Below are 21726 nucleotides of genomic sequence, written 5' to 3'. Positions count from 1 at the left end.
AAACTTTTTTCCCTGCATTTAGCCCCCTCTTACCAAAACGATTGAAAATGCTTAGTTCTCCTGATTTGAGCTTTTCTCGAACCTTGCCTATTGTTGTATTTAATCAGCTTGGGGAATTGTTGGAACGGATGGCTCAAACGCTGGGAAGTGCCACTCTGATACTGACAGAAGCTGTGTTGATGCGGATTTGCATACCTGTAGAATGGCAAAGGCAAAGGTTTACGTTGGTGGTTTCTGAGCAGTTTAGTGCGCTTCTAGTAGGAAACTTTGAGGGGGAGCAGGGAATTTACTGGGCGCTCAATGCTCAGTTAACATTTAATTTAGAGGCGATCGCAAAATTTATCTACGAATTGAGAGACTTGTTTGAGTGCGATTCTTATACTCACCAAAATCTCGAACGCTATCAGCAAATTATTAGACCTAATGATGCTACGCTCCAAAGTCAATTCACACTGTTGTTATTAGAATATCTCCTAACTCAGCCAAACCAAGAAATAATAGCACCTCCAAGCCCAATTGCGCCGGCAGTTTATATCTGTCAGCCAGTAGAAGATGCTTTAAAAAAACAAATTTCCCAAGAGCAATTGTTAAATCAGGTAACAACACAGATCCGCAAAAGCCTTGATTTGCCAGTGATTATGGCAACAGCCATTACACAAGTGCGTGAGTTTCTGGAATTAGACAGATTAGTAATCTATAAATTTGAAGGTTCCCAAGTCAAGGAGAATAACAGGAAACAATCACCTTTGGTATCAGTCAATAATCAACCTCTAGCAAGGGATTACCAACAGTATGGAGGTTATATTGTCTACGAAGCTCTTGCTACAGATGCTATTACATCGGTGTTGAATTACACAGAAAAAAATTGTTTTATCGAAACCTCTCAGTGTTGGGAGAAGTATCGCCAAGGTTTTACTTTAGCTGTGGATGATGTCGAAAAAACTTATGCTTTAGAGGAGTGTTTGTTAAATTTTTTAAGGGAATGCCAAGTTAGAGCTAAGTTCGCTGCACCGATTATGTTTGAGGACAAACTGTGGGGATTGTTGATTGCTCATCAGTGCGATGAACCCCACCAGTGGAATGATAGCGAAAAAAACTTGCTGATGGCGATCGCAGAACAATTAGCGATCGCTATTCACCAAGCTGAGTTAATGCAAACCCTCACCCAAGAAAAACAAACTCTCGAACAACGAGTTATTGAACGCACAACGGCTCTGCGTGATGCTCTCCTCGCCGCAGAAGCTGCTAGCCGAATCAGAAGTGAGTTTCTTGCTACTATGAGTCATGAATTGCTCACGCCTTTAACTTATGTGATTGGGATGTCTTCGACGTTATTACGTTGGCCTTTGGGTGAATTGAGCCAACGACAACGGGGTTATCTGCAAACAATCCACGACAGTGGAGAGCATTTATTAGGAATGATTAATGACATCCTCGATTTATCGCAAATCGAGGCTGGTAAAACAGCTTTAACTATTTCAGAATTTTCTTTGGTGAATGTTGCCGAAAGTGCTATGGAGTCACTGCGAAAAAAAGCAACAAGCGAACAAATTAATCTGATATTTGATTTGCAAATCGATCCTAGGCGCGATCGTTTTACCGCCGATGCCGAACGAGTAGAACAAATTCTTTGGAATCTCTTAACTAATGCAATTAAATTCACCCCTGAAAGTGGCAGCGTTACTTTACGTCTTTGGGTGGAAGATGACACCGCTATTTTTCAAGTAGAAGATACCGGGATTGGCATTCCTGAAGAACAATTACCATTACTGTTTGAGAAATTTCAGCAACTCGATACACCCTATCGCCGCCGCTACGAAGGCACTGGACTTGGACTAGCTTTAACTAAACAACTTGTAGAGCTTCATCGAGGTCGAATAGAAGTAGAATCAACTGTAAGTATTGGTTCAATTTTTACTGTATGGATACCAACTCAGGCAATGAGAGTCGTGAGTTAAGAGTTAAGCAAGAGACGCGATGAATCGCCATCGCCGTCTTTGTGATGATTTATTTTCTCATTTTGAGGCTAGGATAACGAGCATTTTTTCAAAAATTCTCAGCACAGGCTCCTCTCCATTGTCTCTAGTAAAAATACTATAATTTGGGTGAGAATTGATTTCAATCATCCAATATTGGTTATCTCGATCTAAGACGATATCTAAACCAGCATAATCAATATCTAACTCTTCAAAAACTGGTTTAGCAAAATTAGCAATCTCAGACAATATTTGTGGATCATTAATATATTTGGCTTTCGCACCATCCCAGTGTAGAGGGCTGAGGTTGCCTACAAAGGTTGCATTAGTTATATCTTTTTCGTAAAGTAGAACTAACTCTTTATTTAAGAAAACGGCTCTATACTCAGATTTTATATTAATGAACTCTTGAGCGATCGCAACGTAATCATATTTTTTATTATTGATATTAAAAATCTCTTTTAAAGCAGTTTCAATTTCATCTGTATTTTGACATAAAAACACATTATGTCCACTGGAACCAGTATTTCGTTTAACAATTACGGGTGTTTCAAAGTTCTTTTTGATTTCTAGGATAATATCTTCAAAACTTGGGAATTTTAAGTAAATTTTATATTGTAGATCACAGAAAGGTGAAAGAAAACCTACTGTTTGAGGAAGTTTAACTTTTTTCTTTAAAATATGGTAAGTATATTCCTTATCTTTAATAATTTGTGCTACTGCTTGATTTATTATTGGAGTACTGTAATTACAAAAATAATGGTGTTTATCATTGAGTTTTATCTTGACTAAGTTTTCAGCAGGATGAATAACTTCATAGCTAATGTTTAAGTTTTTACAAGCTTGGAGCAATAGCAAAACGTTGTCTAACATAAATACTTGAATTCAAACGTCCAAATTACGAATTATTTTAACTTACTGTCTGCCGCTTAAAAATTACCATTTCAGTCCCAACAACTGGGTTACGAGCTATTAGCCTATCTTGAGAGTCGAAAATTTCTAAATGGGTAAAATCAAGTTCTTGAGAGCGTTGTAATATTTCCGCAGCTAGTTCGTTTTGCTGAGATTCTTTGAGAGTGTACCAATCATCACCAATTTTGACAGTCAAGTTACTTGTACGGAAGTTGGCTTGAATTGACTTTATCAGACCAGAGGCAATGCGATCGCTAATTTCAGCCACCTGATTTTCAATAGCCGCAATCAAAGCTTGTTCTGGCGTTAATTCTATGGCTGGTGTCGGGGTTGGCGTTGGCGTGGGAATTGGTTCGGGTTCCGGTTCCGGCGTTGGTGTAATTTGTACTTCTGGCGGTGGCGTAATTTCCTCTGGTGGCTGTGGTTCAGGTGCGACTGACTCCGGTGGCGTGGCTATCGTTGGTGTCGGTACAGGAACTTCTTCAACTGGGGGAACAGTTGCTACTTCAGTAGGTTTACTAGCAAAAACAGTTGTAGTTGTCCAAACCAGAATTACAGCAATTCCAGTCACAATTCCCGTCAAAGCTGTATCTGATAACTTTGTTGACAAATTTGATGGCAAAAACAGCCGGATTGTCCTTAACAGTCCACCCCATCGCAACTGAAGCTGCTGAAAAAAACCAGGTTTTTCCTCAGAACCAGGTGGGGGTGATGTCTCCAGTTTCTCCACCGTTACTTCTAAAACCCCAATCGTTCCTTGGAGAAGTTGGATAATTTTAGCCTTCCAAAATGGCTGAACTCTCTGGTAAGGTTTTTGGGGAGATTGAGTTACTTGCTCATCCGTTGGTTTTGACTGATTGTCTTGTGACATGGAACTTTCACCAAAAGCAGCGAATCAAAGACAAACAACGTATATTATTACTGATGCTGCCTTCTTTTGCCTTAATGTATCATTTCGTTGCACATTGCTTCGGCTAATTTGACTATTTATTAAATTTGGTGACTTATGAAACTGAAACGCCGTCAATTTTTATTTTTAAGTAGCGTCAGCGCCATTGGTACAGGCTTTTTAAGGTGGATGTTTGCTCATCAAAATCATCAAAGTGCTGATATTAGCGATTCAACAACCGCTATAGCCGCCAACCCAGCCAAAAAAGACTTGTTATTACGTTTTGTGTCTGTTGCCGATACGGGAACTGGGGCTAAAGGACAGTATGCTGTGGCTGGAGCGATGAATGCGTATCATAAGAAAAATCCTTATGATTTAGTCGTTTTAGCTGGAGATAACATTTACAATAACGGCGAAATCGAGAAAATTAATGCAGTTTTTGAGCGTCCTTATCAAGGTTTACTCAAGCAAGGCGTGAAATTTCATGCTTGTTTAGGTAATCACGATATTCGCACCGCCAATGGCGAACCACAAGTAAAGTATGCTGGCTTTAATATGAAGGGACGTTACTATACATTTAAACGTAATCAAGTACAATTTTTCGCTTTAGATACTAACAGTAATGCTGATTGGAAAAACCAGCTATCTTGGTTAGAAAAAGAATTAAGTCTTAGCAATGCTCCTTGGAAAGTGGTGTTTGGTCATCATCCGATTTATTCATCTGGTCAATATGGGAGTAATCCAGATTTTATTAAAACTTTTACTCCTCTATTTCAAAAATACGGCGTTCAACTTTATATCAATGGTCACGAACATAATTATGAACGCACTCGTGCTATTGATGGTACAACTTACTTAATTTGTGGCGCAGGTGCTGGTAATCGTCCTGTAGGGCGTTCGGAGTGGACAGGGTATTCTACCAGTGACTTAAGTTTTGCTTCTTATGAAGTGTATAAAGATAGAATAGAAATAAGTGCGATCGCTACTAATAATCGCGTTTTTGATAAAGGTATTATTCAATTAAAATCAGCTTAGTTATATGACTCAGCAAGAACTTCCTTCTGCACTCAAAAATATTGTAGAATCATCTCAAACACCAGATGCTCTATTTTCTGCACTATTGCCAGCTATAGGCGATTTTCTACAGTCTGATAGATGTTTTCTATACCTGCATAATCCCCAAAATAACCTCGGTAGAGTCGCCTTTTGTTGGATTCGCACTCCAGATGTACCTACTGTTTATAATGAAGAATGGGCAGCACAACCCCCAACTTTAGTAGATGATGATCCGATGTTTGCGGCTGCGCTACGTGCCAAACCTTCAATCTTTGTCGAAGATGTGGAAACTGCTGAACCTCAAGTCTTAAATCGGGAATTTGAACAGAAGTATTTTGGACATCGCGCCTTAATTCATGCCCATATCCGCCAGGATGGTGAACTCTGGGGAATTTTACAACCATGCATTTTTGGTCATCCTAGAATTTGGACTGAATATGAACGAGGAGTGATTAATAATCTTGTCGATAAAATCACACCTTTTGCAGTTGATTATGTCAAGTCTGCTTTTGATTAGCTTTAGTAAATTACATTCAGCGTTGTTAAAACTATGAAAGTCAAGCGCTTGAAAATGCAATCATTCCGTGGAATCGGTGATTTTACGTTGGAGTTTGATGAAACAGTCCCAACGGTACTTATTGGTATCAATGGTGTGGGAAAATCGAGTATTCTTGACTGTCTTGCTATTCTTCTAACACAGTTTACTGGACAGATGCAAAACTCACTTGAGTCTTTACGTTTCTTTATTAAGCAAGATGTTACAAACGGACAGGAAAGAACACTCAATAAAATTACTGTACTTATAGAATTACAAGAATTAAGTTGGTCAATGAGTGAATATGATTTACAAGATAATATCAAAAGCATTTTAGATTTACAAAAAAAAATAAAGGAGAGTCTAGAAAAATATAAAAGAGAGGAAATTGAGACTCTTTTTATGGAAAGTGAAAATCTGGGTACAGAGATAGCAAAAACAATACGTACCAAATTAAGAGAATCTCTAAAAATAGCTATTGAAAACTTAAACAATCAGTTAGCAACTATTGCTGATACGAATATTCCTTTAGCAGTTTATTACCCCGTTAATCGTGCTGTTATTGATATGCCTCTAGAAATTTCAGAGGCATATTCTTTTAAACAAGTAGATGCTTATGAGCAGGCACTCACAGGAGGAAGAATAGACTTCAAAACATTTTTTGAATGGTTTAGAAATCGAGAAGACTTAGAGAATGAAAGACGAAGGGATAACCCTGATTATCGAGACAAACAATTAGAAGCAGTAAGACAAGCTATCTCTTCATTGATACCGGAATTCTTAAATTTGCGAGTTGAGCGTTCACCCCTACGAATGACTGTCAGAAAAAAAGGTGAGCAACTTATAGTTAATCAGCTATCTGATGGAGAGAAATGCTTGCTGGCAATGGTGGGAGATTTAGCAAGACGATTAGCGATCGCTAACCCAGGTTTAACAGAACCACTCGAAGGTGAGGGTGTTGTTTTAATTGATGAAATTGAGTTACACTTACACCCCAAATGGCAACGAGAAATCATTCCAGCTTTGACAAGAACATTCCCCAATTGCCAATTTATTGTCACTACCCATTCGCCTCAAGTACTCAGCCAAGTCAAACCGGAAGGAATTTACATTCTAGAAAAAACAGACCAAGGTGTTGTTGCTAAAAGGCCAGAAAGTTCCTTTGGGAGAGATAGCAATCGGATCTTAGAAGACCTCATGGGTGTTCCAGAACGTCCGCAAGAAATTAAGCAAAGTCTTTTAGAACTTTTTCGACTAATTGATGCTGGAAATATTGAAGGTGCTAGGCAATTACGTCAAAAATTGACTATTGAAATTGGAGCAGATGAGCCAGAGTTTGTCAAAGCGGATGTACTCATTCGGCGGAAGGAAATTCTCAACCGATGAAGCACATCAAAAAGAGTCAAGAACCAGAAAAATTTACCAACTGGAAGGCTCTAGAAAATGATGATTGGAAACCTAGCTGGGATGATAATTTTCAAACACCAGAAAAACCTGTTGTACATGATGCTTTACTGAAGGAACAGGGATATATCTGTTGCTATTGTGGAATGCGTATCACTAGAAAAACTAGCCACATAGAACACCTCAAACCTCGTAGTACTTATCTCAATCTGGCACTGGAGTACACAAATCTCCTCGCTTCATGTCAAGGAGAAAGAGAAGAACCTCCTACTGTTCCCGTGCATTGCGGACATAAGAAAAAGTATTGGTACGATGAAAATTTGATGGTTTCACCTTTGGAAATAAACTGTGCTGATTTTTTTAAATATCCTGCTTCTGGTGAAATTCAACCGACAGATAATCCAGGTAAAAAAGCTGTTGCTGAAACAACAATTGAGAAGCTTGCACTTGACATTGACAAACTGCAAAAGATGCGTAGAGTAGCAATCGATGCTGCATTGCTAGCTACTGAAGGTTTAACTGAAGTAGAAATAAAACTACTTGCGGAAGGTTATGAAAAACCGGATGTTGATGGACAACATACTCCGTTTTGTGCGGCAATTAGCTATTTACTCAAGAATTATTTTTGATTCAATAAAATATGTAGGTAGGCGTAGACTATCGTAGACATCACATTCACTTTATACTAAATAATATTAGCTTCTTAATTGTCACTGCAAAACTATATGATTCTTGAGGCAGTTATACTTCCTATTAAACATGGTCTAGAATCCGATTTTGAAGCTACTTTCAAAAAAGCTTCTAAAATTCTTTCCTCAATGGACGGATATTTATCCCATGAATTGCATAAATGTATAGAAGTCCAAGGTAAATATTTATTACTTGTCAGATGGAAAACTTTAGAATCTCATACTATCGGATTTAGAAATTCTGTTGAGTATCAAGAATGGAAAAAACTTCTGCATCATTTTTATGAGCCATTTCCTACTGTTGAACACTTTGAAGAAATTGAAATATGAAAAACCAAAAAACAAGATCCCCGACTTCTTAAAGAAGTCGGGGATCTGCGATTGTATCACTCTACTCGTTGCAACTGTGCTACTCTTGGATCAACAATTTTCTGCCCCAAGCTGGCAAATTTAATTGCTACAGACATTTTATTACCTGTTCCAAAAACATGAGTGATTTCACCAAGCCCAAAAGTTTTGTGTAATACTCGATCGCCTACTTGCCAACTCTGTGATGTGTCTTGTTTACCATTAGAAGTAGAGGCACTTTTGGTATAACTTTGACGGCTTGCGCGTTTGGTAGATAATAATTCTTCTGGTAATTCGTCGAGAAATTGCGATCGCATCGCAGGTTCACGAGAACCATACAAACGACGTTCCCGCGCGTGTGATAAATACAACCTTTCTTGGGCGCGAGTAATCCCCACATAACACAAGCGGCGTTCTTCTTCCAAAGATGCGGGATCACTTAGGGAACGGTAGCCGGGAAATAGCCCTTGTTCTAATCCCACCAAAAACACTACGGGGAATTCCAAACCTTTGGAAGCGTGCAAAGTCATCAAAGAAACGGCTGTCTGTCCTTCTTTTAAGTTATCCAAATCGGAACTGAGGGCGGCGCTACTCAGAAAATCTCGCAGGGAAATTTCTTCGTTTTCTTCTTGAAATTGCAGTGCGGCATTATAAAGTTCCTGGACGTTTTGTACCCGATCTGTGGCTTCATCCGTGCCTTGATTCATCAAGTCTTGAACGTAACCAGAATCTTCTAATATTCCTTGCAAAACCTCTGTCACCGGAAGCGTAGCAACTTGTCCTTGCCAACGGCTAATTATTGCGGCAAAGTTATTTACAGCTTTTGTTGCCCGTCCAGCTAATGTATTAACTGATGTTTCATCGCTGAGTATTTCCCACAAAGTTGTCCCTAATTGCTGAGATGCGTTCATCAAAGCGTCAATAGTGGTTTTGCCAATTCCCCGCCGGGGAGTATTAATAACTCGTAATAAACTGACTGTATCAGCTGGGTTATTTATCGCTCTTAAATAAGCAACGACATCTTTAATTTCTTTGCGATCGTAAAACCTCATTCCCCCCACAACTGTGTAAGGAATTTGATATTTCACCAACAATTCTTCAAAGGGACGAGATTGAGCATTCGTCCGATAAAGTATAGCAAAACTACCCCAGTTTAACTCTGGATTTTGCTGTTCTAAAGTGCTAATTTGATTAATTACAAATGCCGCTTCTGCAAGTTCTTCATCGGCTTTGTGACAAGTAATCTGCTCACCCGTCCCCCGCGTCGCTTTCAGGACTTTATCAATCCGTTGGGTGTTATTTTCAATCAGTTCATTAGCCGCTTGCAGAATGTTTTCACAAGAACGATAGTTTTCTTCTAGCTTAACCATCGTTCGGGTGTCATCATCTACCAAACCATCACCAAAGTCTTCCTGAAATCCTAGCAAGATGGTGAAATCTGCCATCCGAAAGCTGTAAATTGATTGGTCTGCATCACCGACAACGAAAACTGAGCGATTTTCCCATTGCCACTCACTCTTTTTAGTTTCGCCATTAGTAACTAATAAATTAATCAGTTGATACTGAGTGCGGTTAGTATCCTGATATTCATCTACGAGAACATGACGAAACTTGCGATGCCAATAACCCAGTACCTGCTCGTTTTGTTGAAATAATCTCGTAGGTACAAGAATAAGATCGTCAAAGTCAAGAGCGTTGTTTTGTGCTAACTTATCTTGATATAAATTGTAAACTTGGGCAATCACCCTTCCGCGATAATTGGGTTGTTCTTGCTCAAATTCTTGGGGTGATAAACCTTGGTTTTTAGCGTTACTAATAGCGTAGCGAACAGAGCGAGCGTCAAACTTCTTATCGTCTAAATTTAGCTCTTTATTAACGATTTCTTTGATCAGACTGATAACATCTGATTCATCAAAAATAGAGAAATTACGATTCCACTTGCGTCCTTTTTCGTCTACGTATTTTTCAATATCAAAACGGAGAATGCGAGAAAATAGACTGTGGAAAGTGCCACACCACAAATCTTTGATCGTGTTTTTGTAAACTTGCGATCGCAGTTGTGTTTGTTGGTATTCTGTCAACAAATCCAATCGCTGTCCGTGTTGTTTCATTGCCAGTTGTTCTGCAAACAGCCGTTGAATCCGTTCTTTCATCTCCCGTGCGGCTTTATTGGTAAAAGTAACCGCCAGGATATTTTCTGGATCAACACGGTGTTTCAGAATCAGATTCGCAATACGATAAGTTAGCGCTCGTGTTTTACCGGAACCTGCGCCAGCAACAACTAGCAACGGGCCACAGTAGTGTTCGACGGCTTGACGTTGGCTAGGGTTAAGGTGACTGAGAAAGTCGATGGTTGTTGTCATGGATGTGAAAAAGCGATGTCTAAGGGCGGGCTACGCCTACGCCTGGCATCACATCAATAGAGAGTTGCTATTGCCCAGGTTACAATATCTTAACGAAACTTGGTCAATAAATTATCTTTATGGAATGCCAAAGCGAGAATCATAACCTTGACAAAAGTTTTTTCTGACCGTTCTTTTGAGCAAGCAGAATTTACAAAACTGTTGTAAATCAAAAAATACTAGGATTTAACCAAGATTTGTGCAGGAGCAATTCATGAATTGAGCCTATAATACGTTAATTTTTTCTACGCTAAACAAGTTGAGCGCAAGTTCTCCCTACACTTTCTGTCGTAAGATCAGCGACGGGGAAGCCAACATCAAAAAATGTTGGGTAAGTTCTCACTTTTCTTGTTCTCAGCACTGTTTAACACCTAAAGAATAAGTATTGTCACCAATAGGACGATCGCTCCTTGAGTACCCAAGTGACATCGGGTAGCGATACACAATACATCACGATTCAACCGTTAAGTTTTTAAAGATGAAAAATTTCTTTAATTTCAGGTTTAACCAATACAAAAAGGGGTGGATATGGATATCAGCTTAATTGTATCCAATATTTTGAATCCGCCAATCCTGTTTTTCTTTTTAGGCATGATTGCTGTTTTTGTCAAGTCTGATCTAGAAATTCCTGCACCAATTCCCAAACTATTTTCGTTGTATCTGCTGTTTGCCATTGGTTTTAAGGGAGGGGTAGAACTAATTAAAAGCGGTGTAACTCAGGAGGTAATTCTCACACTTGCAGCAGCAATGATGATGGCTTGCATTGTGCCAATTTACACCTTTTTTATCCTGAAGTGGAAATTGGATACTTACGATGCGGCTGCGATCGCAGCAACCTACGGTTCTATCAGTGCCGTCACCTTCATCACAGCTAGCGCTTTTTTAACTGAGCTTGGCATTGCTTTTGATGGTTACATGGTGGCAGCCCTAGCCCTGATGGAATCTCCAGCGATTATAGTTGGTCTAATTTTGGTGAACATATTCGCCGTTGATGGAAAGCGAGAGCTTTCGTGGCCGGAAGTTTTGCAAGAAGCATTTCTTAATAGTTCAGTCTTTCTATTAGTAGGTAGTCTATTTATAGGTGTGTTGACAGGTGAACGCGGTTGGAAAGTATTAGAACCCTTTACTCAAGGGTTATTCTATGGCGTTCTCACCTTCTTTTTACTTGACATGGGATTGGTGGCTGCGAGAAGAATTAAAGACTTGCAAAAAACCGGAGTTTTCCTAATTTTATTTGCCATACTAATTCCTATACTCAATGCAGGTATTGGGTTAGCGATCGCCAAATTGATCGGTATGCCTCGCGGAGATTCGCTATTATTCGCTGTATTGTGTGCCAGTGCTTCTTATATTGCTGTCCCAGCAGCTATGCGGATGACTGTTCCAGAAGCAAATCCTAGCCTGTATGTTTCTACCGCTCTAGCGGTGACATTTCCGTTCAATATTATTGTGGGAATTCCGTTATATCTCTACGGAATTAACCTATTTTGGAGCTAATAATATGCACGTAGTTAAAAAGATAGAAATTATTGCTAACTCCTTTGAACTTGCCAAAATTTTAGATAATTTAGACAAGTCTGGTGTACATAGCCATGCCGTAATCCGAAATGTTGCTGGCAAAGGATTACGAGGAACGACAGAAGATTTAGACATGACCATGCTTGATAATGTTTACATCCTCGCGTTTTGTATGCCAGAACAACTCAAGCGTGTTGTAGAAAATATCAAACCACTTCTCAACAAGTTTGGTGGTACTTGCTACGTTTCCGATGTAATGGAAATTCGCTCTGTCAGATGTGTTGCTTCGATGTAAGAGAGTTGTAAATTCAATGAAGCATTTCATGGAACGTCGTAACTTTTTAAAGTTGGGAATCACCGGGGCATTTGGAATGGCGATAACTGCCAGTGATTTACTCTGGCGGGTAGAACAGGCTAAAGCTGACGAAGCACACCCAGCCCCCACTCAATCTCTTACTCCTGATGCCGCCTTACAAAAGCTGATGGAGGGAAATCAGCGATTTATCGATCATCACCTCCAACACCCCGATCAATCAGCGCTACGGTTGCAGGAAGTTGCTCAAGTTCAACATCCATTTGCAACTATTCTTAGTTGTGCTGATTCACGAGTACCCGCAGAAATTGTTTTTGATCAAGGCATTGGGGATATTTTTGATGTTCGGATTGCCGGAAATATTGCCACACATGAAGCGATCGGTAGTATTGAATATGCCGTTGTCTTGTTAGGCTCTCCACTGCTGATGGTGATGGGTCATGAGCGTTGTGGGGCTGTAACCGCAGCTGTAAAAAAGGAATCGTTACCTGGTGATATTAGTACTTTTGTTCAGGCAATTAAGCCAGCACTGAAAAAAGTCAAAGATCAGCCTGGTGATGCGGTTGAAAATGGTGTGGTGGCAAATGTGCAATATCAGATTGAACGTTTGCACAAATCAAAGCTTTTAACTGAGCAGGTGGAGTCAGGTAAATTGAGAATTGTGGGCGGTCGTTACGACTTGGATACTGGAAGGGTAAATATTATTACTTAGTTTGGGAGATGAGGGGGCAGGGGGACAAGGGGACAAGGGGACAAAGGGACAAGGGGACAAAAGTTTAAAACTTACAATAAGTCTTTCCCCAATTCCCAATTCCCAATTCCTAATTCTCAATTCCCATTCAATCCTGTACAGTCATTGGCAGACGAATAGTAAAAGTAGAGCCAACTCCTGGCTGACTTTTGACAATAATTTCACCACCCATCATCTGACAAAAGTGGCGGCTAATTGCTAATCCCAGTCCCGTACCTCCATACTTTTTCGTAGTCGAAGTATCTCCTTGGGTAAAAGGTTGAAATAACTGCTGCTGTTGACGATTAGACATACCGATACCTGTGTCGGTAACGGTAAAAGTAATCATCCCCAAAGGAGCATCTAGTCGTAATTCATCCTTTTCTCTTTTGACTGTCAGCGTCACCTTGCCGTTTGTAGTGAATTTACTGGCGTTGCTCAATAAGTTTAATAATACCTGCCGCATCCTAGTTTGATCGGCGTACATTGTTCCAAGTTGTTCATCAAAATGCACTTCTAAAACATTGGCATTTTTTTCGATCGCTGATTTGACTGTGAGGACAATGTTATGAATCAGATTTGCAATCTCGAATGTCTCTGGATAGAGAGTCATTTTCCCGGCTTCAATTTTTGACAAGTCGAGAATTTCGTTAATCAAGTGCAGTAGATGTTTACCAGCAGCGTTAATTGTTTCTAAGTCTGTGATAAAGTCTGCCGATAAACCAAGATCGGTAGCGTCGTCTTCTAGTAGTTGGCTCAAGCCAATGACAGCATTTAGTGGTGTGCGTAATTCGTGGCTGACATTGGCTAAAAATACGCTTTTTGCTTTGCTAGCAGCTTCAGCTAACTCTTTAGCTTGCTGTAGTTCTTTGGTTCGCTCGGATACTCGCTCAATCAGACGATTTAAAGATTTGGCGAGTAGGCCAATTTCATCTTCAGTAGTAACAGGCGCTCGCAAATCAAAATTATGTTTCCGCGCCACTTGTTCAGCCACTTGGGTGACAGTGATCACTGGTTCCGCGATCGCTCGACTGGTACGCCAAGCTACAATGGCTGCGATCGCTACCGAAACCAGCATACTCAAAATCACGATGAAGCGCTCAACTACTTTTGCTTGCTCAACGGCTTTTTGCCTTTCTTGCTCTTGATCTTCAGCAGTTTGCAGGATGTTGGCCAAGTTTTGCGAAAGCTGTTCTAGCCTTATAGCTGTTTCACCACGCATTATTGTTAATAACTGCGATCGGGCAGCAGAAATTTGCTGAGGCTGCGCTGGTTGGGAGTCAATTTTTTGTAAGACAACCTCGATTTGCTCAACGTAGGCTTTTAAATTATTCTTGTAATTCAGCAATAAGGTCTGTAAAGTCGAACTTGTTGCCGCTAGTCTTTTAGGCTTACTGTCGATAAATCCGGCAATTTTTGACTCTAATTGCTGGGCTTTTTCAACATTCTTCAGAAAATCGGCTTTTTTGCTTTGTAGTTGTTGTGAATTTTCTAATACAGCAACAAGGTTAGAGCTATGCAATTGTGCCCCTACTACTGCATCTCTATAATTACTGAGTAATTGTCCTTGTTCATAAGCTTGATTGAACTGTCTGACTTCCCTTCCCCGGTAGTAATTAGCGATCACTAAGCCAGTCAATGAGCCAAAAAAGCCAATTCCAATAGCTACAAAGTATCCATAGCCAATTTTTTGATGGATGCGCCAAGAACTGGCTTTGAGCTTCCCTCTTGAGGGAAATTCTATAGTCGGTAGTTCGTCTGTCGATGGCTCTTCGGCTGACACTTTTTTGCTTTCTGAACTGCTGTCAATAGGGGTTGGCTTTTGAGTTGGCATTTCTCAAACCTCCTTGCCTTCCCGCAAAAATAATCAAATTAGCCTAACTTGTGGAAACACTTCAATTGGTGATTAACATCTACATTATCTTGTTTTATAGCAAGAGCAAATCATTGCTTATTAGATAATTAGTATAGCCCTATGCTATGGCAGCGTTTTTTCTTACACTAACTATAAGTAAAATTACTGCTAGGGAACAGGATTCACTTTTTTCAGCAGCAACGAATAACTTCTTGCATTCAAGTCCCGCCTTCTCCTTACTACAGTATTTTCCTCAATATGCGCTTGATAGCATTCTTGCCATCAGGTACGCCACTACTCTACCTTAATGCTTCCTTATAAAAGTAATATAATCAGGAAAGAACAAAAGGTTTGCTCATTTGTTGGGTATGGGGTATAGGGCATTGGGTATTGATTACTTTTCCCTCATCTCCCAAGCGTTCATATCATAAAATAAGTTAAAAGTCTAGTTTATATGAATACATAAAAACTTTTATTACGTACTAATATCAATTACGAATGGTTTAATTGGCGATCGCGGCTGAAAATTACTCTAATATCAGATAAAATCGGCTTCTAGCCTTATATAAATGAGAGCTAGACATATTTTTGCATGATTTGTACTTAGATTTAGTACGATTATGAGCAAATGACACGGAATGGGATAATCACAACCTGAGGATTCCAGATGATTCCAAAAATAGAACTCAGGAAGTTGATTATAATACATCTTGCTGCATTCTGAGTTCTATCCTCCTACTGACTGTCTACCTTGTAGTTGATGCAGTAGCTATTACGAGGCAATTATGGTTATAGGACACGATAACCTTTTTGTGTCCTTAGCCCAATTGAACTGATGCACTTGTGCATTACCTAATCAACAGCCTTTTGGTTGTAATTATCCAGATTAGAAAAACTCAACTGTCAAATTAATGGGAGTGAAAATGCCAGAACAAGAATTTACCGAAACCGCATCCAAAGAGGCTACAGTGGCAGAAATCAACAACCAGACGGGAACCATCACAAAACTTCAGCCTCCTGCACAGTCTCAGGACGAATGGCTAAAATACGGAGAGCAAGTTTCTACGTTTTTAGCAACATTACCAGAATATCTAGGAAGCTTTTTTAATCAATATAAGCAACCCCTAGTAACACTTGGTTTAATTGTGGGGTCTATTGTTGGGGTTAAAGTACTCTTGGCAATATTAGATGCTTTGAATGATATTCCCTTGGTAGCACCTACTTTTGAGTTGATTGGTATTGGCTACTCTGCGTGGTTTGTTTACCGCTATTTACTCAAAGCCTCAACAAGGAAAGAGTTAACTAGTGAAATCACCACTCTTAAATCACAAGTTGTTGGTAAAGAAATTCCAGAAGCTTAATATCTAATTATCGCTTCTCTATGAGACGCTACGTCTAGCTTGCTCCTGTGTAGAAATACGCTCTAATTCCAAATTGTCGAAGTCTGAACGCTGGAAGCCGGCGTTCGGACTTCTCTCCAAATCCTCAACTTGATTAGAGAGTTACTAAGAACTTTTGCAAGTAATAGTAACTATTTATGAGCTTTAACAGCTACATTTTTAGCATGATGCTTGTGATTTTTGTGATGTTTATAATGTTTATTCTGATGAACTTTAGCACTTTTTACGACGTTATGAGTATAGACAGTTTTAGCTTGAGCTTCAGATGCAAAAGCGCTTAGAGGTGCAGCAAAAATCAAAGCCAAAAGTAAAGCTTTAGCGAATTTATTCACTTAGAAATCCTCATCAGGTAATCAACAATCTAACTATCCAATAGCTATATGTCATCAGTTTGTAATTGATATGAATCTTTCATGTCTAATTTTATATCTATAAAATACAGATAGAACCCAATACAGTTAGTTAAGCAATTTTTTCCTTCTCATTCTTCTCTCTGCGTCCTCTGCGCCTTGGCGGTTCGTTAAAAAGTTGAATTTGATAACAGAGTTTTAGCCTTAACTGAACCGTATTGAGATAGAACCTAGAGGATTTTTGAAAAGTTTTAGTGCTAACCTACCCTGTGCCTCATTCAAATGAAAATCGCTATATTTGGCTATGATACCTGCGTTAATTTTGATTAAGAAATACTCAAAGTCATCAATTCTTCTGATATTTCAAAGTTAGCTGTGACGTTTTGTACATCATCCAAACTTTCTAGAGTATCAATTAGCTTGAAAAGCGATCGCGCCTGATCCGGTTCGGTAACTTCTACACTATTACTGGGAATCCAGCGCAATTCGGCATCAATTACCTTAATACCTTGCTCTTTGAGTGTCTGGCTAAGGGTTTCTAAATTGCCAATGTCAGTAAATACCTCAGCCATCTCATCTTCAGTCATCTCATAAGACTGGGCATCGCCTTCGAGGGATGCTTCTAAAAGCTGTTCTTCGTTAACCACATCCTGCACTACACAAACGCCTTTTTGGTCAAAACATCCAACTAACGCAACCTACTTCGCCAAGATTGCCACCATTCTTGCTAAAAGCTACACGCAAGTCAGCAGCCGTGCGATTGCGATTATCTGTGAGGGCTTCAATTAAAATCGCTACACCACCGGGGCCGTAACCTTCGTAGCGAATCGCTTCAAAGGTAGCATTATCACCGCCAAAAGTACCTGCACCTTTAGCGATCGCTCGTTCAATATTATCATTGGGGATACTCGCAGCCTTTGCCTTGTCAATTGCCGTGCGAAGTTGAAAATTCAGCGCCGGATCTGGTACTCCGCTTCTAGCAGCAACGATAATCGCCCTGGATAACTGAGTAAAGGTTTTTCCCTTTTTTGCATCTACTACGGCTTTTTGGCGCTTAATATTTGCCCATTTACTGTGTCCTGCCATAATTTGAAATTATCAAAACTCTATTCCAGACTAGGATATATTCGCGTTTAAATTACAAAAGATTCAAGTTCGCTATTATGCCACTCTTCTTCAACCCGTTCAGTAATTAGTGGTCTGATAATAAACTTGGGCGGACAACCATCAAGAACATCAATCCGCACGCATGAGTAAGGTAGTCGGTTTTGGGAATTGTAGTCATGACGCCCCACAAAAAGCGTTGAATCCGCAACTTTTCGAGTGGTTTTACCTGCAATTTCTGCAAAAGTTTCCATCAATTCAGTCCCCTCTCGCCTTTGATAACGGGGACGATGACCACTACCACCAGAGATAATGCAGTTAATGTGAGAGTCAGCAAATCCGGTATCAGTTGTGCAAAGATGCTCCAAACAGTGAGCGTGACCATTTAAAATCAAATCAACTATGGGACGTTCTTTAATTAGAGAACCAAGAGTTTCTGCCACTCGTTCAAACACCCAGCGCAAGCGGTGGCGAACCGCCAAGGTTTGTGCCTGATTCCATTTGGTAGCTTCTGTGACGTAGGGGGGATGGTGGAAAAAGATTACGCGTCCGCGCACTTCTGAGGTGTTCCAAGATTCAATTAGTCTGCTTCGCAACCATTCAAGTTGTTCAAAGTCGATCGCAGGCATTTTCTGAGATGCTAGTTGTTTCTCAATGTCGATTTTGATCTCATTTATTTGGTCTAATTTGGCGCTAAGTTCATCGAGTTGTTCCGCTTCGGTGGGTTTATCTGGGTTGAGTCCATCGCATATTTTCAAAATCTGCAATTCTTCTCGATCGATTTCATGGCGACGCTTTTGCAATTCCTGGCGGTAAATTTCCCCCTCTTGAGTTTCAGGCAAGGGTGACGGTGTATTAAAGGTATTAGAATCCAGTGCGAAAAAATCTATCCCGCCGTAACGAAAGGTGTAATAGCGATTGGGTAAGCGGGTAAACTGTCCAGGTTCATAACGCAAACAGCGCCCTGTGTCGGTCTTAGCAGTATAGTGCCGATCTAAATGACGTTCTAACTCTTGTGGGAAGCGATCGCCCCTGTATAGTCCATAAATGCCCGTGCGTAAGCATTACCTTGGTATGATCCATGCCAGCCAATCTCAATATCTTTGTAGCGGAACAGGCGACGTAGTGACGATGTTGTTCCAGTAAATAAACGGTACATCAATGGCACATCGTAATAATCATGATTACCAAGTACTGGCAAAAACGGCAGATTAAACACCATGCGGTCATAAGGAATGCTTTTCGGGTTATCGCCACCGACAAGAAATTCCCGATAAGGCTCAATAAAGTTTGTTGAATAATACTCTTGCGAACCCACCACATAAATCACATCGGCCGTGTGCAACACAAAACTGCAATCGTCGCGGTGAGGAAGCATCAATTCGGCAACTTTTCGTTGGGGGTGGTGGCGAGAATGGGATTTAGTGCCAGAATCACCAATAACCATGAAGGAAAACTCTGGACTATCCTGCTTGCCATCGTCAATAACTATACTGGTTTGGTCAATTCCCCGTTGCACAAAACTTGGATGCATCCACCGCACCCGTTCCTTCATCTTTTGAATTTTTACAGGAATCGGTGGTTCGGAAATCAATTTCATGGCTGATAACTCTTGAATGCCTAACGCATAAGCAGATTGTAACGAAATAATAAGAATTTGATTTTAAAATACTATGTTTATAGCGGTTCTCGTTTGCATCCAATAAACCTTGGCTTCTCTCCTAAAAAGCTACGGTGTACACACAAGCCTTTTGACTTGCAACTTGATTGCATCGACCTACAACTTGATTGCATCGACCTGCAACTTGATTGCATCGACTTGTGATGAACCTATTTGAATGCTGTACTTATACCAATTCAATTAATGATTGCAACACATCTTTGGGTAAAGACGCGATGAATCGCGTCTCTACAAATGGTCTATTTGTCGCATTCTTTATTTAACAAAGTGCAGGGATTTAAATCCCCGGCTTTTATCAAGCCGCAAGTGTTGTGGCGGGGTCTAAATCCCCGTTACAACACGTAATTGCGAATTGCGAATTGCGAATTGCGAATTGATTTAAATTGGTATTAGGCTTTCTAGTTGGGCTTCAATAGCTGCCAAAAGTTGGTGTTGCTGCCAATCTTGGCTAAGATGGGCGGCTATGCAAGCGGCTCCAGCACCAATACCCTCTTTCACAAAACCTTGCTCATAAGCTCTCAGTTGGGGATAACGAGAATCAGCAAAACTTAGATGAGTTGCTAATAGAGGAGGGATTCTTCCACTATGAGTTAAGCTGCCTTTTCCTAAATTGAGGGCTAAGTCAACTGTAGCGCCAGTAGGGTCTTCTGCCACCCAACGGGTTGTGCCTACAACTACTTCTTCTGGTTGCCATGATAAGGCGTAAGCTTGGGCGATCGCACTCATTAGCGCATAAACCGCCAGCATTTGCGTCCCACCAGCAAGCATTACACCACAACTACGGCTAGCAGCGATCGCCATTCCAGCTACCACTACTTGCATGGGATCACCCACAGCAGCAACAAGTTGTAAAGGGTTAACTGAGGAAGATGAGGAGGATGACGAGGACGTAAAATTTTCTTCCCCTGCTCCCCCTGCTCCCCCTGGCCCCCTGCCCCCTGCCCCCCCTCATCTTCTCCAACCCAGTTTGGACTAGTGCCCACTTTTGCTCATGGTTACAAACAGGGTGACTACTGTTAACTTTTCCGGCAGCTTCTATACCTAAACCAGTTAAGATTGCCAGGGCAGTTGTAGTACCTCCAACGACGCACTCACCGATAATCAGATACCCCTGTTGGATATTGGCAGCAAGGCGTTCTCCCCAAAGTAGCCCTTGTTCAAGCAAGTGCTGTACCGTTGCGATTTCCATAGCAGCACCTCCACTTAAACACTTAGCTGGAGCGCCACCTAAATCAACTACTGGTACAGCAGGAGGCTGCGGTAAACCAGCATTAAACAAATGAACTGGTATCTTTAATGACTCAAAGACAGCACGAGAAATCAGCACAGGTGAAGCGCCAGCCGCTAATGGCGGTAGGGGATATTGAGCTTTATGTTTTGCGCCATAATACAAAAACTCGGCATCGGCACAAGCAGTATATTTCCGATCCTCTGGAGTGCGTCCAGCTGCGGAAATCCCTGGAATTAAACCAGTTTCAGTAAATCCTAAAACACAGGCAAATACAGGTAGACAACCACGATAGCGTCGCAGCCATTCTTCACCTTGTTCTTTTTGGGTATAAATACGAATTTGGGCATTGGGCATGGGGCATTGGGGATTAGTTAGGACTTATCATTTAACCAATGACAAATAACAAATGACAAATGACAAATGACAAATAACTATCCGTCATAATCCATCAGGACTTGTACCCAGCGTGGGGGACGGGGAATGGGGTTGCCGAGACGTTCAAAAAGGAACCACGCTGCCAGGTGTACCACAAAAAGGTAGATAAAATTGTTGAGTAAAATTAAAGCGATCGCTCCCACTTGAATCAAAAAAAACACTGGGAGTCGTCAACAAACTCAACTTCAAAAATGCCCACTCAATGAACTCAGTCACCTGGGTAATTACATAAATCCACAAGTCTTCACCTGACAAAACAGACAACAGCCACAGCCTAAAAAATACTCCCAAAGTACCCAACAACGTACCCAAGCTGATAGAAACAATCCAGGGAACACGACGGCGATACCATGTTGCTCCCAAAAGCACGCCCATGAACCCGTAGGGCATGACAAACAGTAAACTACGGGCTGGCCCCATCAATACAGTCAGCAGCAACCCGCAAGTAAGTGCTGCCATCCACGCCGCACGTTTGCCCCAACGCAGATAAACTAGAGCGATCGGCACTGGAAAAAATATCCGTAAAACTGGGCCCAAAGGAAAGTAAAAATTAATAAACCAAATTAAGCTAGCGGTACTTGCTAAAAATGCCGTTTCCACCATTCTCAAGGGCGCATCAGCCTTGAGTTGAGGAGGCATTAATTGCTGTTCTTTGTCTAACCAATGATTCTGAGGAATTGGAGACTCAGGGGATGGATCTTCCTCCGGCTCATCTGGCAGAGAATCTAAAATACTCATATCTGATAAGTTCTTAAACTGGGAATTCGAGATTGGGGGCTGATTTTACTGGACATTGGCAAAATCTGGATGGGAATTTATACCCCAACCAAATCTTAAAAGAATTTCTTCCCCAGTACCCAGTACCCAGTACTCAGTTCCGAAGCGCTCATTCCTCACC

Annotated in this window: 15 protein-coding genes and 4 pseudogenes; 10 read left to right on the top strand and 9 right to left on the bottom strand. The window is 40.8% G+C overall.

Annotation, left to right across the window (positions count from 1 at the left end):
- Nucleotides 1-47: 47 nt before the first annotated feature.
- Nucleotides 48-1958, top strand: coding sequence for a GAF domain-containing sensor histidine kinase (locus ANSO36C_RS18520; RefSeq protein ID WP_251955726.1), 1911 nt, complete (start codon nt 48-50; stop codon nt 1956-1958).
- Between the two features lie 57 nt (nt 1959-2015).
- Here ANSO36C_RS18520 and ANSO36C_RS18515 read toward each other — a convergent pair whose 3' ends face one another.
- Nucleotides 2016-2849, bottom strand: a complete 834-nt coding sequence (locus tag ANSO36C_RS18515) for an ATP-grasp domain-containing protein (protein ID WP_251955725.1) — start codon at nt 2847-2849, stop codon at nt 2016-2018.
- Between the two features lie 37 nt (nt 2850-2886).
- On the bottom strand, nt 2887-3759 hold the full coding sequence (locus tag ANSO36C_RS18510) for a hypothetical protein (RefSeq protein WP_251955724.1): 873 nt from the start codon (nt 3757-3759) through the stop codon (nt 2887-2889).
- Between the two features lie 135 nt (nt 3760-3894).
- On the opposite strand from ANSO36C_RS18510, the gene ANSO36C_RS18505 reads away from it, so the two are divergent.
- The 5 genes from ANSO36C_RS18505 to ANSO36C_RS18485 all read left to right on the top strand — a co-directional run bounded on the left by ANSO36C_RS18505 (nt 3895) and on the right by ANSO36C_RS18485 (nt 7791).
- Nucleotides 3895-4812 carry a metallophosphoesterase family protein gene (locus tag ANSO36C_RS18505; protein WP_251955723.1) on the top strand — a complete coding sequence of 306 codons (918 nt, stop codon included), beginning with the start codon at nt 3895-3897 and terminating at the stop codon, nt 4810-4812.
- A 4-nt stretch (nt 4813-4816) separates the two neighbouring features.
- Nucleotides 4817-5350: a GAF domain-containing protein gene (locus ANSO36C_RS18500; RefSeq protein ID WP_251955722.1), complete on the top strand. Its 534-nt coding sequence runs from the start codon at nt 4817-4819 to the stop codon at nt 5348-5350.
- Between the two features lie 54 nt (nt 5351-5404).
- Nucleotides 5405-6754 (top strand): AAA family ATPase, encoded by a 1350-nt coding sequence (locus ANSO36C_RS18495; protein ID WP_458368244.1) that lies wholly within the window; start codon nt 5405-5407, stop codon nt 6752-6754.
- On the top strand, nt 6751-7401 hold the full coding sequence (locus tag ANSO36C_RS18490) for a retron system putative HNH endonuclease (protein ID WP_251955720.1): 651 nt from the start codon (nt 6751-6753) through the stop codon (nt 7399-7401). Before ANSO36C_RS18495 ends, ANSO36C_RS18490 begins: the two co-directional genes overlap by 4 nt.
- Nucleotides 7402-7497: 96 nt before the next feature.
- Nucleotides 7498-7791, top strand: coding sequence for an antibiotic biosynthesis monooxygenase family protein (locus ANSO36C_RS18485; protein ID WP_251955719.1), 294 nt, complete (start codon nt 7498-7500; stop codon nt 7789-7791).
- A 56-nt stretch (nt 7792-7847) separates the two neighbouring features.
- Here ANSO36C_RS18485 and pcrA read toward each other — a convergent pair whose 3' ends face one another.
- Nucleotides 7848-10172: a DNA helicase PcrA gene (gene pcrA, locus ANSO36C_RS18480; protein ID WP_251955718.1), complete on the bottom strand. Its 2325-nt coding sequence runs from the start codon at nt 10170-10172 to the stop codon at nt 7848-7850.
- A gap of 567 nt (nt 10173-10739) precedes the next feature.
- Between pcrA and ANSO36C_RS18475 the strand changes: the two genes are divergently transcribed.
- Genes ANSO36C_RS18475 through ANSO36C_RS18465 form a run of 3 tightly spaced genes read left to right on the top strand, consistent with a single transcriptional unit; the run spans nt 10740 to nt 12754 of the window.
- Nucleotides 10740-11708, top strand: coding sequence for a sodium-dependent bicarbonate transport family permease (locus tag ANSO36C_RS18475; RefSeq protein ID WP_251955717.1), 969 nt, complete (start codon nt 10740-10742; stop codon nt 11706-11708).
- A gap of 4 nt (nt 11709-11712) precedes the next feature.
- Nucleotides 11713-12024: a P-II family nitrogen regulator gene (locus ANSO36C_RS18470; RefSeq protein WP_251955716.1), complete on the top strand. Its 312-nt coding sequence runs from the start codon at nt 11713-11715 to the stop codon at nt 12022-12024.
- 28 nt (nt 12025-12052) lie between these two features.
- On the top strand, nt 12053-12754 hold the full coding sequence (locus ANSO36C_RS18465; RefSeq protein WP_251960368.1) for a carbonic anhydrase: 702 nt from the start codon (nt 12053-12055) through the stop codon (nt 12752-12754).
- A 127-nt stretch (nt 12755-12881) separates the two neighbouring features.
- On the opposite strand, the gene ANSO36C_RS18460 is transcribed toward ANSO36C_RS18465, so the two are convergent.
- Nucleotides 12882-14606, bottom strand: coding sequence for a sensor histidine kinase (locus ANSO36C_RS18460; RefSeq protein ID WP_251955715.1), 1725 nt, complete (start codon nt 14604-14606; stop codon nt 12882-12884).
- A 944-nt stretch (nt 14607-15550) separates the two neighbouring features.
- Here ANSO36C_RS18460 and ANSO36C_RS18455 point away from each other — a divergent pair.
- Entirely contained in the window at nt 15551-15988 is a 438-nt protein-coding gene (locus tag ANSO36C_RS18455; RefSeq protein ID WP_251960367.1) for a CAAD domain-containing protein, read from the top strand.
- Between the two features lie 170 nt (nt 15989-16158).
- Here the strand turns inward: ANSO36C_RS18455 and ANSO36C_RS18450 are convergent, their stop codons facing one another.
- The 5 genes and pseudogenes from ANSO36C_RS18450 to ANSO36C_RS18430 form a co-directional block, all read right to left on the bottom strand.
- Nucleotides 16159-16359: a hypothetical protein gene (locus ANSO36C_RS18450; protein ID WP_251955714.1), complete on the bottom strand. Its 201-nt coding sequence runs from the start codon at nt 16357-16359 to the stop codon at nt 16159-16161.
- Between the two features lie 344 nt (nt 16360-16703).
- Nucleotides 16704-17463 (bottom strand): annotated as a pseudogene (locus ANSO36C_RS18445) (YebC/PmpR family DNA-binding transcriptional regulator).
- A 47-nt stretch (nt 17464-17510) separates the two neighbouring features.
- A pseudogene (locus ANSO36C_RS18440) lies at nt 17511-19081 on the bottom strand (metallophosphoesterase).
- 459 nt (nt 19082-19540) lie between these two features.
- Nucleotides 19541-20747: pseudogene (locus tag ANSO36C_RS18435) on the bottom strand (nicotinate-nucleotide--dimethylbenzimidazole phosphoribosyltransferase).
- A gap of 77 nt (nt 20748-20824) precedes the next feature.
- A pseudogene (locus ANSO36C_RS18430) lies at nt 20825-21566 on the bottom strand (DUF2232 domain-containing protein).
- Nucleotides 21567-21726: the final 160 nt, after the last annotated feature.

It is taken from the genome of Nostoc cf. commune SO-36 (genome assembly GCF_023734775.1).
GTDB classification, from domain to species: domain Bacteria; phylum Cyanobacteriota; class Cyanobacteriia; order Cyanobacteriales; family Nostocaceae; genus Nostoc; species Nostoc commune_A.
Note: the sequence above shows the minus strand (reverse complement) of the source record. Positions and strands in the feature narration are given on the sequence as shown.